Source organism: Paenibacillus sp. FSL H8-0315, from assembly GCF_038005365.1.
In the GTDB taxonomy this organism is placed as follows: Bacteria; Bacillota; Bacilli; order Paenibacillales; family Paenibacillaceae; genus Paenibacillus_AQ; species Paenibacillus_AQ odorifer.
Genome location: NZ_JBBOTA010000001.1, coordinates 6,421,865 through 6,439,480 on the forward strand (window position 1 = coordinate 6,421,865; position 17,616 = coordinate 6,439,480).

Genomic DNA, 17,616 nt, shown 5'->3' on the forward strand with positions numbered 1-17,616 from the left:
TCCCTAAAAGTCCTGAGTGTGATTAAAGTTCCTTATCAAGTACATGCTGTGATTTTTTTGGCGAAAATCCTATATGATTATAGAACTGTACAGCATCTTCTCTGTTTTGATTGGTACGTACTCTAATTTTGCTAAACCCTGTTTGGATTGCCCATCGTTCACAGGTTTCTACAAGCTGTCTGCCAATTCCTTCTCCGCGGCAAGTCTGATCAACAACAAGACCTCCGATTTCAACAAATGAAGGAGATTCAAGTAAGATTCGAACGGTCGCATGTATCCATCCTACCAATTGGTGATCTGATTCAGCTACATATACAGTATGATCTTTGTGTGTTCCGATTTCTTGTAGTCTTTCTCCTAATTGTTCGATATTCAAAGGATATCCAAGCTGGCTTGAGAGTCTTGCTATCTCTTGAATGTCGCTTATAGATGCTGTTCTGATAAGAATATCGTTCACCACCTCAAAATTGAAGGTTAGAGCCTTTTTATTATAGTTCATCACATAGATTAAGACATTCCCTAATAAATTTACTTAGTGCTGTTACGATAGGCAGAAGGGGAGATTCCTATTGTCTTTTTGAAATATTTAGAGAAATGGGCTAATTCCATACTGACTTGCTCCGCGATATCTGAAATGCTGAAATTGCTATAAGAAAGCTGTCTTTTAGCATGCTCCATTCTTTTCAATTGTACATAATGCATGGGGGGAACCCCTATAAATTTCTTGAAGTAGGGGATGAAATAGTTCGGATGTAAGTGGACAATTTCTGCTAACTCTTCTATTTCTATGGGTTTATCCAGCCGCTCATCAATATATTGAAGCACATAGGCGAGCTTTCCTTGATCCCCCGTATGTATAAATTCTTGCATAAAGTCTGTTTTGATATTCTCGTTCGATTCAAGACAAGTAGCAATTAGATTGAGGACGTTCGCCTGAGTACGCAGAATGGACAATACATCATCTTTTTGAAACTGTTCGATCATTTCTGTGAAAATAACCCGTACGGAATCTGGGTTGGGCGCATCACAGATAAACAGTTTGTTTGCCGAATGGAATAAGGGCCACTCCCCAATATCAGCATCAAAATGGCAGAAATAGCGTGTATAGGGATCATTCATTGACGTCTCTGTAGTTTGAGTGCTTCCTGCGGGCATGATCATTAGCTGACCAGCTCTCGGATAATAAGTAACACCGTTAATGATAACTTTTCCCTCACCGCGGTCAATAAAATACAGCCGATTAAAGGTTGGAGTTTCCAACGTACGATTCCACCCGCTATATCCGCTTCTTAGTTGGGCATGGGTCACTTTTACGGTAAGATTCTGGAGGAATCTGCCGGTAAGGTTACCTGGATTATTCATCATCTAGCTCCTCTATGACTTGATTATCCTTATTATAACGAATTAATTTAACTAAATCATCTTATTATTGTGCAAATAATGCTTAGTTTCGCTCATGTTCATGTCTATTAATTAAGTATATTCTCATAACATAACCTCAAATAGGGAAGTGATCTGATTGAATAAAGTACGGTATGGCATTATTGGAATTGGGAATATGGGGAGTGCACATGCACAAAGTTTGTTGAATCATATTAAAGATGCTGAGCTTGCAGCTGTATGTGATGTAAGGGAAGAACGTTTGAAATGGGCAGAAGAGCATTTACCGGAAAGTGTACAGAAATTTGCAACACCCCAAGAGTTATATGAGTCTCATCTCATAGATGCAGTATTAATCTGTACTCCACATTATGATCATCCAACTTTAGCTATCGAGGCTTTTCAATATGGCTATCATGTATTGGTTGAGAAACCGGCTGGGGTCTATACCAAAGCTGTTAAGCAGATGAACGAAGCTGCAGCAAAGTCTGATCGCAAATTCGGAATCATGTATAACCAGCGGACGAATCCTTTGTATCAAAAGCTTAGGGATCTCATTCAGTCTGGTGAACTAGGCGAAATCCGCCGCACAAATTGGATTATCACCAACTGGTACAGATCACAAAGTTACTATAACTCCGGTGGTTGGCGGGCTACATGGGCAGGCGAAGGTGGTGGGGTGCTGCTGAATCAAGATCCTCATCAACTAGATTTATGGCAGTGGACGACAGGTATGATGCCTAAGCGGATCAGAGCATTTTGTCATTTTGGTAAATACCGCAATATTGAGGTTGAAGACGATGTAACCGCTTATGTGGAATATGAAAATGGTGCGACAGGGCTTTTTATCACCACAACAGGTGAAGCACCGGGAACTAACCGTTTCGAAATTACTGGTGATCATGGAAAAATCATAGTGGAAGACGGGAAATTAACCTTTTGGCGTCTACGCACGCCGGAGCCGCAATTCAATGCAGAGTTTACGGGAGGATTCGGCAGTCCAGAATGTTGGAAATGTGAGATTCCTGTAGAAGAGGGTGGCGGGGAACAGCATAAAGGAATTTTGCGGAACTTTACGAATGCCATTCTACACGATGAGAAATTGTTAGCTCCGGGTGAGGAAGGCATTCACGGTCTAACGTTATCTAATGGGATGTATTTATCGGCTTGGACCGACGATTGGGTGGAGTTACCGATTGATGAAGATTTATTTTATGAGAAGCTCATGGAAAAGGTGGAGAATTCTAACTTCAACAAAGAAACCACAGCCGCCCAAACCTTTGATGTTAAGGGAACTCATTAAATTTTAATCAGAGAGGAAAGATCCTATGAATCGTTCAACCATTGCTGCTCAAATGTACACATTACGTGATTTTACTAAAACTGCGGAGGATTTAAGATCCACTTTTCAAAAGGTCTCTGCTATGGGTTATGAAGCTATTCAGATTTCAGGCATCGGGCCAATCGATCCGAAGCTCGTAAAAGAGTATGCGGATGAAGCAGGTCTGGCAATATGTGCAACCCATGTGTCTTGGGATCGGCTAGTAAGCGATTTGGATGCTTTAGCCGCTGAACATAAGCTGTGGAACTGCAAAAATATTGGACTAGGAAGTTTACCGGAAAAATTCCGTACGGGGCAAGAAGGTTACCGTGAATTCGCCAAGCTGATGTCGGGCATTGCAGTTACACTAAAAGAACAACATGATCTGCAATTTGTTTATCATAATCACGATTTTGAATTTGAACGGTTTGATGGATTGACTGGCATGGAAATTCTGCTCACTGAGTCTGATCCTGCCGTTGGTTTTGAGCTGGATTTATATTGGGTTCAAGCGGGCGGAGGGAGTCCAGCCGAATGGATACGCAAAGTTGCAGGTCGAATGCAGGTTGTGCATTTAAAAGATATGGCGATTGTTAATAGAAAACAGATTTTTGCTGAAATCGGTGAAGGGAATATGAACTATAAAGAAATTATCAATGTCTGTCGCGAAACGGGTGTTGAATGGTTCGTAGTGGAGCAGGATGTTTGCCGCCGTGATCCTTTTGAAAGCTTGGAGATCAGTCTGCGGTATCTTCTTAATACCTTATAGAATGGAGTAATACTAATAGGAGGAGGGTTTCTATGAATCGAAAAAATGGGATGACCTATGCACCAACGTATGAATCCAAACCCGTAGTGAAGGCGGGGGAATTCATCATTGCCGCTATTGCCCTAGATCACGGCCATATTTACGGGATGTGTAACGGACTGGTTGAGGCAGGGGCAGAGCTGAAATGGGTATATGATCCGGACGAGGAAAAGGTCAGAAATTTTATTAGTAAATATCCCGGTGTCAAAGCTGCCGGATCAATGGAAGAAGTTCTGGAAGATCCCGAAGTACAATTAATTGCAGCGGCCGCAATTCCATCTGAACGAGGACCTTTAGGCAATAGAGTAATGGCTCACGGTAAGGACTATTTTACGGATAAAGCCCCCTTTACGACCCTGGAACAGCTTGAATCCGCTAGAGCAATGGCAGCTGCAACCAATAAGAAATATATGGTCTACTATAGTGAACGTCTTCACGTTGAAAGCGCTATCTATGCAGGGCAGCTGATTCAACAAGGTGCTATTGGCCGTGTTCTGCAAGTCATTGGATTAGGGCCACATCGTCTAAATGCTCCTAACCGGCCGGAATGGTTTTTCCAAAGGGAGAAATATGGTGGGATTCTATGTGACATAGGCAGTCATCAAATAGAACAATTTTTGTATTATGCTGATTGTCAGGATGCTTCGGTTATTCATAGTAAAGTGGCCAATTACAATCATCCGACTTATCCCGAATTAGAGGATTTTGGTGATGCTACTCTTGTAGGGGACAATGGGGCAACACAATATTTTCGCGTGGATTGGTTTACCCCTGATGGGCTGGGCACTTGGGGAGACGGGCGCACGATGATTATGGGGACTGAAGGATACATTGAACTGCGTAAATATACTGATATAAGTCGTTCAAATACACCGGATCATGTGTACTGGGTCAATGGGGAAGGGGAACATTATGAGCATGTAGCAGGGAAGGTTGGTTTTCCTTTCTTTGGTGAGCTAATCCTTGACTGTCTGAATCGGACAGAGCTGGCGATGACACAGACCCATGTGTTCAAAGCTGCCGAGCTATGTCTGAAGGCTCAAGAGCAAGCGATCAATCTAACCCCAGCAATACTCAGATAACGATGGAATGATGAACGGAGGGTAATATAGATGAAAGAACTTGGAGCAGCCATTATTGGATGCGGAGCCATTTTCCCTCTTCATGCAAAAACATTAACAGGCATCGATGGTGTGAGACTACTTGCGGTTGCAGATATTGATGCTGATAAAGCATTGCAGACGTCTAATGAATATGACTGCCAAGCCACTAATGATTATAGAGAAATTTTAAAGGATGACCGTATTCATGTTGTACATCTCTGTACGCCTCATTATTTACATGCAGAGATGGCTACGGAGTTGTTACAAGCAGGAAAACATGTCCTTACCGAAAAGCCTATGGCGGCAGATCTTCCTTCAGCCAGACGAATACTTGAAGCCGCACAGCAAAGCACAGGTCAGCTTGGTGTGGTGTTTCAGAACCGTTATAATGATGCCTCCATGTATATTAAGCAGGTGATTGACTCAGGAATATATGGGAAGCTGCTCTGTATGAAAGGAATCGTAACCTGGCACCGTAGCGAAAGTTATTATAGCGATAGTAACTGGAGAGGACGCTGGTCTACGGAAGGTGGAGGTCTGCTAATTAACCAAACCATTCACACACTGGATTTACTGCAGTGGTTTGGTGGAGAGGTGGCATCGGTGAAAGGGAGTATTACCACGGATGTGCTAAATGGGGTCATAGAGGTAGAAGATACCGCCCATGCCTGCATCGATTTCACTAGTAATGTCAGAGGGCTTTTTTATGGTACAAATACCTATCTGGAGAATTCTCCAGTGGAGCTGGAGCTAGTTTTTGAAAAGGGTACTATCAACCTCCGCAGAGATCATTTGTATCTTTGGAAGGATGGAAAGGAAACCTTGCTGTGCGAGCCTAGTTTCAGTGCCACGGAAGGTAAATCCTATTGGGGCACCGGGCATAAGAGACTGATTGAGGACTTCTATGAACATGTCGCCAGGGGTCAAAAGTTTTGGTTGGATGGTGCTGAAGGGATAAAAGCGCTGGAGTTGGTGGCGGGGATTTATAGTTCATCGCAGAAGGCTGAATAAATAATAAATAAGCTGTATCAAAAGTAGAGTAATCTACGAATGATACAGCTTATTGTATTTTAATGTAAAACACTTGTACTCAATCCTCCTAAATCAACGAAACTCTAAATAACCTGTAACCTTCCTTGGTAGCTTGTCCATGGGGTTGATTTATGTAATTATGTTCTTGGGTAAGTAATTCGTAGATTTACAATAAATATACACTGATGATTAACGGCAAGTAGGAGGGATTAGGAATGAGTGTTACATGGAAAAGAAGGATTCTGATCAATGATCCTATTTCACTAGATCCAGTTCAGATTCAGCAAGACTTGTACAGCGGCAACCAAGTTATTGTCCAGTTCTCTGATCCATCGACCTATGGTTCGATTCTGGATGAAGTAAATGAGCTTTGCGCGCGTTTTGATGAAAATTTTGGAGTGCGTTTTTATGGCCACTATTCTGTATCCTTTGATTGTGAGACACTCCTGCAGATTACAAATGTTAAAATGCTGCTGCTGAATTGTCTTCACCAGGCACATAACACGAACGTATTGGCTAAGCTGAATAACCTGTATAGTCTGAGCGTGGGGATATATGAACTTGAAAATCCGGAAATTCTGAGTATAGATACGTTACGGTCTCTAAGTATTTTAAATATTAGCTCGGAGAAAAAGATGCTTAATCTGGAATACCTAAAAGAATTCTCTCGTTTAGAACAGTTGCATGTTATAGGTAAGGTTAAAAACCTTGATGCTATTGGAGATCTGGAGGATCTTACCTATCTCGCGCTGCACTCCATCAGCAATAAACCCTTACATTTTATTAATCGGCTAAAGAAATTGAAAGACCTACGTATTTTACTTGGAGGCAGAGAACATATTCAGGACATCGAAGAAAATGAAATCGAGAGCCTGGAAATTTGTAGAGTCCGTGGCTTTCATGACCTGAGTAATATTTCGGTTTTTCGTGCGTTAAAAAAGCTTGTGATTGAAGATCAAATCCAGTTACGTGAGATTAACTTTGATCAGCAGATGAAGGCACTGGAAGAGCTAACGATTATGAATTGCAAAACATTGGCTCATTTGACGGGAATGGAGCAATTACCTTTTCTGCACAAGCTTCGTATTTTCAAAACGGCGATCGATTTTGATTCATTTATAGAACAAGAGCTTCCAATCGGCTTAACCACAATAGAGTTTGCAACTTTTAAAAGAAAAGTAGATCAGGAAATTCAAAAAACAATAGTGGGGTTGGGCTATCAAAACGGAATTGTCTACAATGAGAACAGGGCATGATAAAGCCTTTTTTTGTTCCATAAATCTTGAGGACTTATTTCTATCTTTTTTACAAGCTTTTAAATATTTTATTTTTTTCATATAATAGTAGATATTAAATTTATAAATAATTGTAATACACCATGATAAGGTTATAATTGATACAGAAAAGGTGTGACGCCTAAGAAGGAGCGCCCACATCCTTTCTGCAAAATTCAGGGGATAAGGATGGTAATAATGGGCAAAAGTGCAACTGATACAGACGTCATTTTAATTGGTGCCGGAATCATGAGTGCGACTTTAGGAACACTTTTGAAGGAATTAGTACCGGAATGGAAAATTAAAGTATTTGAAAAGCTTGAAAAAGCAGGGGAAGAAAGCTCTAATGAATGGAATAATGCAGGAACCGGGCATGCGGCGCTCTGTGAGCTTAATTATACTGTTGAAAAGCCAGACGGATCTATAGATATTAGCAAAGCTATTCAGATTAATGAACAGTTTCAGCTTTCGATGCAGTTTTGGTCTTATCTTGTAAATCGCAAGCTGATACATACTCCCCAGGACTTTATTATGCCGTTACCTCATATGAGTTTGGTGCAAGGGGAGAAGGATATAGCTTTTTTAAAGAAAAGATTTGAAGCGCTCTCAAATAATCCATTATTCCAAGGGATGGAATTTTCCGCTGACTCTAAAAAACTGATGGAATGGATTCCACTTATTATACAAAATCGTCCTGCGAATGAATCCATTGCGGCTACAAAAATTGACTCTGGAACGGATGTTAACTTTGGTGCTTTAACGCGTATCTTATTTGAGCATTTAAAGAGTAAAAACGTCGATCTTCACTACAAACATAGTGTCAATAGTATGAAACGCAATAGTGCTGGCTTATGGGATCTAAAAATCAGAAATGCCAGCGGTAACATTGAACAACATACAGCGAAATTTGTGTTTATTGGTGGCGGGGGAGGAAGCCTGCACTTACTGCAGAAATCCGGTATTCCTGAAGGAAAACATATTGGAGGATTCCCAGTAAGCGGTATTTTTATGGTGTGTAATAATCCGGAAGTTATTGCGCAGCATCATGCCAAAGTATACGGCAAAGCTAAAGTTGGAGCCCCTCCAATGTCCGTACCGCACTTAGACACAAGATTTATCGACAATAAAAAATCGCTTCTATTTGGGCCATTTGCCGGCTTCTCACCTAAATTCTTAAAAACGGGCTCAATGTTTGATTTAATAACTTCTGTAAAACCGGATAACCTCATAACAATGCTGTCGGCAGGTGCTAAAAACATGTCATTAACAAAATACCTGATCGAACAAGTGCTGTTATCGAAAGAAAAACGTCTGGAAGAACTGAAAGAGTTTATCCCCAATGCCAAAATTGAAGATTGGGATCTTGTTGTAGCTGGTCAGCGTGTGCAAGTTATCAAAGATACAGAAGCTGGCAAAGGTACACTTCAATTTGGTACGGAGGTTATTAGTGCCGCTGATGGTTCGGTCGCAGCATTGTTAGGGGCTTCCCCTGGAGCTTCTACGGCTGTTCACGTGATGCTTGAAGTGCTTAACAAATGTTTCCCTCAATATATAAAAGAATGGGAACCCAAAATAAAAGAAATGATTCCTTCTTATGGCTTGTCACTAATGGATAATCCCGTGCTTCTGCAGAAAATTCACACTACAACAGCAGATACACTGGGTTTAGGTGGAAAAGAACATGTTTTTAATCAAAAGGTGTTTTAGTAATAAAGGAGCTGCCGAGAGGCAGTTTTTTTTTTGCTCAAATCTGAACTATTGACACAAAAGTGTATTACACGTATAGTACATAAATGAGATGTATGAACCACTTAGTACACACACTTAGTATATGGAGTTGGTTGTATGACAGAAGAACAGAAATCAGGCGTCAGCTTTAATATTCGTGAGCCGGTATATATTCAAGTTGTGCGTCATTTCAAGGAACAGATCGCCACAGGGCAAATCGGAGCGGGAGACAAAATTCCTTCACGGCGTGAACTGGCATCAGTAATGAAGATTAATGCGAACACGGCGCAGAAGGCATATAAGGAAATGGAGGAACAGGGTTTGATCGTAACAGAAGGGAATTCCCCGAGCCGAATTACACAGGATCAGCAAATCCTAAACTCGATTCGAGCTGAATTAATCGAAAGTGCAGTGGATATATTCATCAGCTCCATTCAGAATATTCAAATTCCAGTTGAAGAACTGGTAGAGATCATAAAGACAAAATATACATCCGAGCGCAAGTTATCTCCAGAGGGTGGTGACACAAGATGATCCAAGTGAATCAGATGGTAAAGAATTATGGATTCAAGAAGGTACTAAATGGCGTTAGCTTCACTGCTGGCAAGGGAGAGATTACCTGCCTGATCGGAATCAATGGTGCCGGGAAGTCAACAGTGCTGAAGTCCATCATGGGACTGACACCATTCAAAGGGGAAGTTTTAATCGATAATGTATCACTAACACCTGCGATGTATGAGAAAATCACTTTCATTCCAGATTCGTTAACGATGCCCTCTAATATGCGAATTGCTGATTGCTTGAGCTTTATGGCTGACTTTTATCGGAATTGGAACGCTGAACGTGCAAAGGAAATGCTTAAGTTCTTCCGACTGAGCTCTTCAGATCGCGTATCCTCATTGTCGAAAGGGATGGCTGCGAAGGTGAATTTGTTGCTGGGACTTGCCTTGGATTGTGATTACATCCTAATGGACGAGCCGTTCTCGGGAATTGATATGTTCAGCCGCGAGCAAATTACTGATGTGTTCACGAGTGAATTGATCGAGGATCGTGGTGTGATTATTACAACTCATGAAATTAACGATATTGAGCATTTAATTGATAAAGCGGTCTTGCTACAGCATGGGAAGGTAGAACGTGAATTCTACTGTGAAGAAGTTCGCGAGCAGGAAGGTAAGTCCATTACGGACGTAATGAGAGAGGTGTACATGAAATGAGAGCTTTTGTGAAGCTATTGAATTTTGAAATGAACCGATTTGCCAAAATATATATTGGACTCATGGTGCTGACAGTTGCCTTGCAGCTTGCAGCAGTCACCATCGGTGCTAATCATTGGCTGGATTCTGCGAATGAGGCAATGAGAGTGAATCAATGGACGCTTGAGCAATATCACAATGTGACTGGATATATTCAGCTAAACAGTATGATGTATGCTCGCTATAATGGACTTCTATATTTCGGACCCATATTTTTGAGCATAACAGTGTTGCTAATATATAGCTGCTTCATCTGGTACCGTGACTGGAGAGGTAAAAATACGATAGTATATCGCCTGCTCACCTTGCCATCCAATCGGGCGAATTTGTATTTTGCCAAGCTGGTTACGATCTTGCTATTCGCATTTGGACTTGTTGCCCTGCAAATTGTGCTTGTGCCACTGGAGCGTTTGATAGCACAGTCGATTCTTCCTGCTGAACTATATCGGAACATCTCGGTATTTGATTATTTGAAGTATCCTACTGTGCTTAAAGTTCTGGTTCCGCCCTACTTTTCTGAGTTTGTTCTATATTATGGACTGGGCATTACGGGCTTGATCGTCTTGTTCACAGCGATTCTAATGGAGCGGAGCTACAGACTGAAAGGGATCGGCTTTATCATATTATACTTAGCGGTTCTGGCTGGATTAGCCTCAATACCCTATCTTATGGGTTATAGCAGATATGATAGCTACTTCTATCCCGGAGAGATCATAGGTGCTTGTCTCGGATTAATAGTGATTATTGCTGGAGGTTCGCTTTGGTACAGCTTATATCTATTGCGTAAGAAAATATCGGTATAATTGAAGGGGTATGGAGGTTAAGGAATGAGAAAATATATGGTTACCGCCGTTCTTGTAGTGTTCTCGGTTGTTACAATCGGGACGTATTATGTACAGGCCTCACAAGAGACACTACCTAATTATAAGCTGACGATGGTTCAAGGGGATGCTTCCCTCGTTGAAGGTATAGCCTTATACGGAAATTATCTGACTAAGGATAGTGTTTTTGGCATCAAACGAGCTAATATCACTACAAATGGTACAGATTATCCAGATGAAAAGTTAACGATCAGCCAAAGCTTAAACCGAAGACCAGTGAACACACAATTGGATAAATGGAGGGATCAGCATCGTCAGTTCATGCGTGGGAAGAAGAACTTAGCTGGGTTCTATGAAAATCAGGATATGCTTGCTTACGTGAATTGGACCGTAGATAAGCAGCAATCAAATGATTCATCAGCGAAGAAAAATGCTAGACTCAGTATTTCTGTGCTTAATAAGCAGAAGGATAATACGCAGGAAATCAGATCCGATATCAATGTGGATCATGATATTTCAGATATCTATGTACAAAATGTACAGCTTGTTGATCAAGAGCTTGTTGCAATGGTGTTTTTGAATCACGGCTCCAAAGGTTATGTAACTGAACCGCAGATTATCCGTGTTAATCTAACAACAAAGGAGATTACGAATGAGCCGCTCGTATTACCAGGAGCTAAATCTGAAGCAGCAAATGGGGATAATCAATTCGTTAGGTTAGCCAATCAAAATCTGGATCACTCGGATCAATGGATTGTAACGGTTAGTAAAGATAATCATAAAAAGGCATATCAAGTAGATGTTGCAACAGGACAAATCTCGCCGCTCGCGTTCCAAGGGCATGAAATGTTATTGAATAATATTATGAATGCGTATGGACAGAAAATTTATTTCCTGCAAAAAGCTGTATCGGGTAAGGAGAATATAGGATTTACTGTGATTTCTTACGATCTCGTAAGTAAAGAATATGAGACTACTCTGAAGAATACAAATATAGATTTAAGTGAAAACATTACCTATGATTTTAAACAAGACTATCTCTATATTGTGGGTTATAAGAATATGGGTAATAAGTACTTCAAAGGTAATCGTCTGTATGTATTCAATTTGACAAGCGGTAACCTTGAATACGAAGGAAAAGCAGTATCAACAGAGGTTACAAATCAGGCTGAAGATGAAGCTAACATGGATTTGAATTTTATCGATCTCGGTCAGTATTAGAATTACTTGTAGAATTGAAAAATAGAGATAAAGAGATATGAAAAGGTACCAAGGCCGAGCTAATGACTTCTAATAGTCAATTAGCTCGGCCTTTTAGTCGAAATTATAAAACAACCAATAATCACTGTATATCGATTAAAATATATTGTAAAACGATAAATAATGTGATAAATTCAATTCACAATAAATCTGTGAGGTGTGTTTTTTATGGAAAGAGGATCAACACTTTTTTTAAGGGCAGCGGTTATTCTTATTGGTATCCCGGTGCTTGCTTTGTGCATATTTGTGGTGCCGGAAATAGCGAGTTTCGCAGCAGAACTGTATCCGGATTATAGTTTATTGAAATATCTCATTGCCATTGATTTGTATGCCTCGGCGATACCTTTTTACTTTGCACTGTATCAAGCTTTTAAACTGTTAGGCTATATTGACAAAAACAATGCTTTCTCGGAAATGTCTGTACAGGTTTTAAAGAAAATAAAATATTGTGCAATCATCATCAGTTGCTTGTATGTAGTTGGTATGCCACTCTTTTACCTCATGGCGGAGAAAGATGATGCCTCAGGGATTATAGTCATCGGCTTGATTATCATTTTTGCCTCCATGGTGATTGCCGTTTTTGCTGCAGTTCTACAAAAGCTTTTAAAAGAAGCTATTGATATAAAATCAGAAAATGACTTAACTGTCTGAGGTGAAAACAATGGCGATTATAATTAATATCGACGTGATGCTGGCCAAAAGAAAAATGAGTGTTACTGAGCTTTCGGAGAGAGTTGGAATAACAATGGCTAATCTTTCTATATTGAAAAATGGAAAAGCAAAAGCGGTGCGATTATCAACGTTAGAGGCAATTTGTAAGGCTTTGGAATGTCAGCCTGGAGATCTATTAGAATACAAAAATGATGAGGAAACATAAGAATGAAGTCAATAACACAATTGCTGCATTTCGGATATCATCAGGCGATGAGTTGCATATTTCCAGTTGCGATTTTTGGGACTTTAGCTCTTTCTAACATAATAGAAATGCCTTTTCTTTACCGTTATGATGCCATTCTTCTAATACTGCTTACAGTGCAGTACCTCATGTACCGTACTGGATTAGAGACGCTGGATGAAATAAAAGTAATCTGTGTGTTCCACGTTATTGGTTTATTGCTGGAAATCTATAAGGTAAAGATGGGTTCATGGGCATACCCTGAGCCAGGGTTTACGAAGGTGTTTGGTGTACCCCTCTATAGTGGATTTATGTATGCAAGTGTCGCAAGCTTTATGTGCCAGATATGGCGAAGATTGAAAATGGATATGACCGGTTGGCCGGGGCTTGCTTCAGCGGGATTGTTGGGAGGAGCCATCTATTTAAATTTTTTCACACATCATTTCATTCCTGATTTTCGTTGGTGGCTGACAGCGCTTGTGGTTGTTGTCTTCTGGAAAACATGGATCATTTATAGGGTACGGACGGTTACCTATCGAATGCCCTTGACACTGGCCTTTTTTATTGTAGGATTTTTTATCTGGTTAGCTGAAAATATCGCTACATTTTTTAATGCATGGAAATATCCTGATCAATATCAAACGTGGCAACTGGTTAGTTTCAGTAAGATCAGTTCGTGGTTCCTTCTAGTGATCATTAGCGTCATTATAGTTGCCCAGCTTAAACATGTTAAGGCTAGCCGTAATCCGATAAATTCATAATTGAGCTGAGTTGGGACAATACGGTTGATTTGACGAATAAATCATTCGTTTGTTACAATGACGGCATCAATTAGGAAAAGGATGAGGACGATGGTTCGTCGTTTGAAAAGGTTTAAGAATGTCGCTACTGCATCAAGCTTCTAAGTATAAATGAATTACATTACTTAGAAGCGAGGGAAAGAAAATGAAACAACATCAGTTCAGCCACTGGTCTGAAACTAAGTATTTAAAGGATATTGTCACCAACCCAATGATAGAGGTAGGAGAGTACTCTTACTACTCTGGTTATTACGATAATCTTGATTTTGAAGATGGGTGTGTCAGATACCTTTGGGGTGATGAACAATCAAGAAAGTTGTTTAATCCCAGTGAAGATTATGGTTGGCATTTAGATAAATTGATTATAGGAAATTATGTTTGTATTGCTAGTGGTGTAATTATTCTCATGGGTGGGAATCACAATCATCATCCTGAATGGATTACCGTGTATCCTTTTGTAGACCAGATTGCAAACTCTTACGAATCCAAAGGGGATACAAACATTGCTAGTGATGCCTGGATTGGGATGAATGCAATGATTATGCCCGGTGTGAAAATAGGCGAGGGTGCTATTGTTGCGGCAGGATCAGTTGTTGTAAAGGATGTCCCACCGTATACGATAGTGGGCGGCAATCCTGCTAAAGTGATCAAGCAACGGTTTACAGATCAAGAAATCGAAAAGTTAAAGGAAATGCGCTGGTTCGATTGGAAACGTGAGAAAATTGAACAAGCCACTTCTATCTTTTCAAGTTCATCTATTGATCAATTATATGACTTTTACCTTAAAGAAATAAAAAAATAACAAAATCAGAACAGGCTGCCGGTATATTCTGCAGCCTGTTCTTTTATCTGACAGGGTAGTTTAACAATAATTGTTTTTTACCAGATTAAACCTAATTAGTATGTTAATATAGGAATGGACTCATTTAATAAGTTAGGAGGAAATTATATTATGGCCTTACCTTTACAAATCCGTCGAATGACACAAAACGATATTGATATTATACATACGGGGTTATCTGAGCATGACGTAAGCCAACCTCTTGATTATGTCCAACGTTGTTGGCAAGAAAATCAAAATGAAAAGCGAGTTACACTTTTAGCTTTTTGTGAAAATGAGTTTGTTGGATGGGGACATGTGGTATACAGGTCGGAATATCCTTATTTTGCAGAGAATAATATACCTGAAATTCAAAACTTTGACGTCATCCCGCCATTTAGGAAACGTGGGGTAGGAAGTGTATTAATTGAAGCTCTTGAAAAAGATGCTTTTACTATATCTAATACTATTGGTATTGGATTTGGATTATACGCTGACTATGGAACCGCACAACGGATGTATATAAAGCGTGGTTTTATCCCTGATGGGCGGGGAATCATGTACGATAATAAGCCTGTTGAGCCTGGGGCACATGTTTGTGTGGACGATGATCTCTGCCTTTATCTAATAAAAACTATTGAGCAATAAAAGCAGGCTAATTAGAACTGAAACGGAGTTAGAGGATGGAACGGAATATGAAGAAAAAGGCATAGTGAAACCGGTAAAGTTCCGCTCGTTATATTTCAGGATTTGGATTGGCAAAACTGTAATCATTCTAGACTTAAAACAAGGCTTGAAAATATGTAAGAAGAGTCGTAAAACGTTGAAGATTATTTTTGGTATAACAAGTCTTTAGGTTAAGTATGACAAGGTTGCCGTCTAAATGAACAAATGGAGGAGACCTGACACGAGACTTAGTGCTCTACCTGAGAATTATTAAAAACTCAAAATATAACGACAAGCGAGGTTTAAATGGATAATCCAGAGAATTTGACCCAAGCGCTGTCTAAGTTTTATGAAGAACTTGAACGATCTGATTTACCGGTTAATACTTTTATGCTATTGCGTAAGGGAGAAGTTATTACCGAGTTTTATCGTCAACCGTACCGCAAAAACGTTCCCCAGGTTTTATTTTCTCTAAGTAAGAGCTTTACATCTATTGCAGCAGGCATAGCATGGGATAACGGTTATTTTGAATTAACGGATAAAGTGGTTTCTTTTTTCCCGGATCAGCTTCCTAGCTCAATTTCACCTAATTTAGAGAAGATGACGATACATCATCTTCTTTCCATGAATACAGGACATAACAATAATATATATGGTGCGATAGCCAAGCAAAATGATTGGGTTCGTGCCTTTTTAGCTTTGGACGTAGAAGATGAACCGGGAAGTTATTACAATTACAATACACACGCCACTTATATGGTTTCGGCTATTATCGAAAAGACGACTGGAGAGAATCTTGTTGATTTTCTAATGCCAAGATTATTTGCCCCGTTGGACATAGAAAGACCGGAATGGGAGACTTGCCCGTTAGGAATTGTTGCTGGTGGAATGGGACTAAGCATACCAACAGATGGAATCGCGAAATTTGGCCAGATGCTCCTCAATCAAGGGGTTTACAATAGTCGTAGAATTGTTTCGAAAGATTATTTAAAGCTGGCGCTAAATGAACAAAGCGATAATCGTTGGGGACAAAATAAGGCTGACTGGTCAAACGGATATGGTTATCAGTTCTTTATGTGCAGGAATGGATGTAAGATGGGGAATGGAGCTTTTGGTCAATTGTGTTTCATTGATCCGAGTCAAGAGATTGTGATTGCTGCAACTTCAAGTTTTACCGAGATGAAGAAGTTACAGGATTTTTTAGATATCATATATGCAAAATTACTGAACTTTGATTGGCCAACGGTTGCATCTAACATTATAAAACCTCCTACATTTACCTCCTTAGTAAACAGGATAGTTAAAGTAGATTATAGATCGTACAGTGGAATTTATATCTTTGAAGATAATAAGCATAAAATCAAAGAATTAACACTGAAGTTTGAAGATGAGCACCTTAGTTTTTCTTTACTTTACGACGATCATTTAGATGAATTTTCGTTCGATTTTTTAAGGCCTACCCATGCAAAAAGTTTATTTATTAAAGACTTATCCCTTAGTGAGCAGGAAGTTTGTACATCTGCAAGCTGGCAATATGATGATTCCAAATTAATCCTCACGGTATATTACATTGAAACCCCTTACGTAGTTGATTACACTTTGAGTTTTAGCGGTAAAAAAATTGAACTGCATATGCATAGGAATCTTTCCTTAGAGGATAGAGAAGACATAACTGTTATTGGTTGGGAGGGATGAAATGACCAAGGGTAAAGGTTGGATAGCTGTTTTATTTTTGCTGTTTTCTTTAGTTTTTGTGGGAATCACACATCAGGGTACTATGTTTGGGGATTACCTCTTCAGAACCATTGGAATTCCGCCTTGGAGCGAACCTGCGACAAACCATGGTTTACATTATTCAGCAATATTCGGGATACTTTTGTTAATTTTCAGTGGGGGTTTAACTATAAAGCACTTTAGACAGTGTTATAAAAAATATGTAGGCAGAACCGTTTTGCTTGCTATCATCATCTTCATTACATTGTATCCATTTCTAACAGAACGATTGTATTATCTTGTGAATATGAACAATGATGGAATTGGAGTTGTGGATTTTCTGGAAAAAGATTCGCACTGTATGTACGGTACTCAAGAGGATATTGTGCAGGTTCAATGTACAATCAGGCTAATCAACTATGGCGGGCAAAATGAAACCGTTATAATCCGTCCAATCTTTCGAGAGTACGGTAATCCTCAAGGGATCTGGTCATTCGCAGAGGTTCAGCCGCAAGAGATTACCTTGTTACCAAGATCTAATATTAAACATAACATTCACTTTGAGAGTAAGCCTGACGCTCGGATTGCTGAATTCGGGGCGAACGGTAATACCGATTATTTTGGTGTGGAGTTCGTCAAGGATGGACAGAAAAAGGTAGTCTTTAGGGAATGAATTGATAAAAATAAATATGTGAGTTATTTGCTTTAGTATTATTACAGCTGAGTAGTAACGGAAGGG

General features: G+C 39.8%; 20 protein-coding genes. 18 read left to right on the top strand and 2 right to left on the bottom strand.

All coding sequences use genetic code 11. The annotated features are described in order from the left end of the window. Positions 1-22 precede the first annotated feature (22 nt). Positions 23-499: a GNAT family N-acetyltransferase gene (locus MHB56_RS28095; RefSeq protein WP_341144396.1), complete on the bottom strand. Its 477-nt coding sequence runs from the start codon at positions 497-499 to the stop codon at positions 23-25. A 29-nt stretch (positions 500-528) separates the two neighbouring features. Next, complete coding sequence (locus tag MHB56_RS28100; protein WP_305953559.1) at positions 529-1,365, bottom strand: AraC family transcriptional regulator; 837 nt, start codon at positions 1,363-1,365, stop codon at positions 529-531. Between the two features lie 154 nt (positions 1,366-1,519). Between MHB56_RS28100 and MHB56_RS28105 the strand changes: the two genes are divergently transcribed. The 18 genes from MHB56_RS28105 to MHB56_RS28190 all read left to right on the top strand — a co-directional run bounded on the left by MHB56_RS28105 (position 1,520) and on the right by MHB56_RS28190 (position 17,550). After that, positions 1,520-2,683 carry a Gfo/Idh/MocA family protein gene (locus MHB56_RS28105; RefSeq protein WP_076185915.1) on the top strand — a complete coding sequence of 388 codons (1,164 nt, stop codon included), beginning with the start codon at positions 1,520-1,522 and terminating at the stop codon, positions 2,681-2,683. Between the two features lie 25 nt (positions 2,684-2,708). Beyond that, on the top strand, positions 2,709-3,470 hold the full coding sequence (locus tag MHB56_RS28110) for a sugar phosphate isomerase/epimerase family protein (protein WP_076185913.1): 762 nt from the start codon (positions 2,709-2,711) through the stop codon (positions 3,468-3,470). 32 nt (positions 3,471-3,502) lie between these two features. After that, entirely contained in the window at positions 3,503-4,591 is a 1,089-nt protein-coding gene (locus MHB56_RS28115; protein ID WP_076278977.1) for a Gfo/Idh/MocA family protein, read from the top strand. A 30-nt stretch (positions 4,592-4,621) separates the two neighbouring features. Continuing rightward, positions 4,622-5,623: a Gfo/Idh/MocA family protein gene (locus MHB56_RS28120; protein ID WP_076194274.1), complete on the top strand. Its 1,002-nt coding sequence runs from the start codon at positions 4,622-4,624 to the stop codon at positions 5,621-5,623. 236 nt (positions 5,624-5,859) lie between these two features. Next, on the top strand, positions 5,860-6,900 hold the full coding sequence (locus MHB56_RS28125; protein WP_341144263.1) for a hypothetical protein: 1,041 nt from the start codon (positions 5,860-5,862) through the stop codon (positions 6,898-6,900). 216 nt (positions 6,901-7,116) lie between these two features. Continuing rightward, positions 7,117-8,625 (top strand): malate:quinone oxidoreductase, encoded by a 1,509-nt coding sequence (locus MHB56_RS28130; RefSeq protein ID WP_341144264.1) that lies wholly within the window; start codon positions 7,117-7,119, stop codon positions 8,623-8,625. A 138-nt stretch (positions 8,626-8,763) separates the two neighbouring features. Beyond that, positions 8,764-9,180 carry a GntR family transcriptional regulator gene (locus MHB56_RS28135; RefSeq protein ID WP_076129346.1) on the top strand — a complete coding sequence of 139 codons (417 nt, stop codon included), beginning with the start codon at positions 8,764-8,766 and terminating at the stop codon, positions 9,178-9,180. After that, on the top strand, positions 9,177-9,863 hold the full coding sequence (locus tag MHB56_RS28140) for an ABC transporter ATP-binding protein (RefSeq protein WP_341144265.1): 687 nt from the start codon (positions 9,177-9,179) through the stop codon (positions 9,861-9,863). Before MHB56_RS28135 ends, MHB56_RS28140 begins: the two co-directional genes overlap by 4 nt. Next, positions 9,860-10,705: a hypothetical protein gene (locus tag MHB56_RS28145; RefSeq protein ID WP_248548200.1), complete on the top strand. Its 846-nt coding sequence runs from the start codon at positions 9,860-9,862 to the stop codon at positions 10,703-10,705. The genes MHB56_RS28140 and MHB56_RS28145 overlap by 4 nt, the downstream gene beginning before the upstream one ends. Before the next feature lie 24 nt (positions 10,706-10,729). Next, positions 10,730-11,944 carry a hypothetical protein gene (locus tag MHB56_RS28150; RefSeq protein WP_341144266.1) on the top strand — a complete coding sequence of 405 codons (1,215 nt, stop codon included), beginning with the start codon at positions 10,730-10,732 and terminating at the stop codon, positions 11,942-11,944. 207 nt (positions 11,945-12,151) lie between these two features. Further along, positions 12,152-12,634: a DUF2975 domain-containing protein gene (locus MHB56_RS28155; RefSeq protein ID WP_341144267.1), complete on the top strand. Its 483-nt coding sequence runs from the start codon at positions 12,152-12,154 to the stop codon at positions 12,632-12,634. Positions 12,635-12,644: 10 nt separating this feature from the next. Further along, positions 12,645-12,860 (top strand): helix-turn-helix domain-containing protein, encoded by a 216-nt coding sequence (locus MHB56_RS28160; RefSeq protein ID WP_076129351.1) that lies wholly within the window; start codon positions 12,645-12,647, stop codon positions 12,858-12,860. Positions 12,861-12,862: 2 nt separating this feature from the next. Beyond that, complete coding sequence (locus MHB56_RS28165) at positions 12,863-13,639, top strand: DUF817 domain-containing protein (protein ID WP_076135041.1); 777 nt, start codon at positions 12,863-12,865, stop codon at positions 13,637-13,639. A 184-nt stretch (positions 13,640-13,823) separates the two neighbouring features. Further along, positions 13,824-14,480, top strand: coding sequence for a CatB-related O-acetyltransferase (locus MHB56_RS28170; protein WP_076129353.1), 657 nt, complete (start codon positions 13,824-13,826; stop codon positions 14,478-14,480). 150 nt (positions 14,481-14,630) lie between these two features. Continuing rightward, positions 14,631-15,146 (top strand): GNAT family N-acetyltransferase, encoded by a 516-nt coding sequence (locus MHB56_RS28175; RefSeq protein WP_076185895.1) that lies wholly within the window; start codon positions 14,631-14,633, stop codon positions 15,144-15,146. Further along, entirely contained in the window at positions 15,136-15,354 is a 219-nt protein-coding gene (locus tag MHB56_RS28180) for a DUF3977 family protein (protein WP_341144268.1), read from the top strand. Before MHB56_RS28175 ends, MHB56_RS28180 begins: the two co-directional genes overlap by 11 nt. A gap of 116 nt (positions 15,355-15,470) precedes the next feature. Beyond that, a complete protein-coding gene (locus MHB56_RS28185; RefSeq protein WP_341144269.1) occupies positions 15,471-16,859 on the top strand; it encodes a serine hydrolase domain-containing protein in 1,389 nt (462 codons plus the stop codon). Position 16,860: 1 nt separating this feature from the next. Next, a complete protein-coding gene (locus MHB56_RS28190; protein ID WP_341144270.1) occupies positions 16,861-17,550 on the top strand; it encodes a hypothetical protein in 690 nt (229 codons plus the stop codon). Positions 17,551-17,616: the final 66 nt, after the last annotated feature.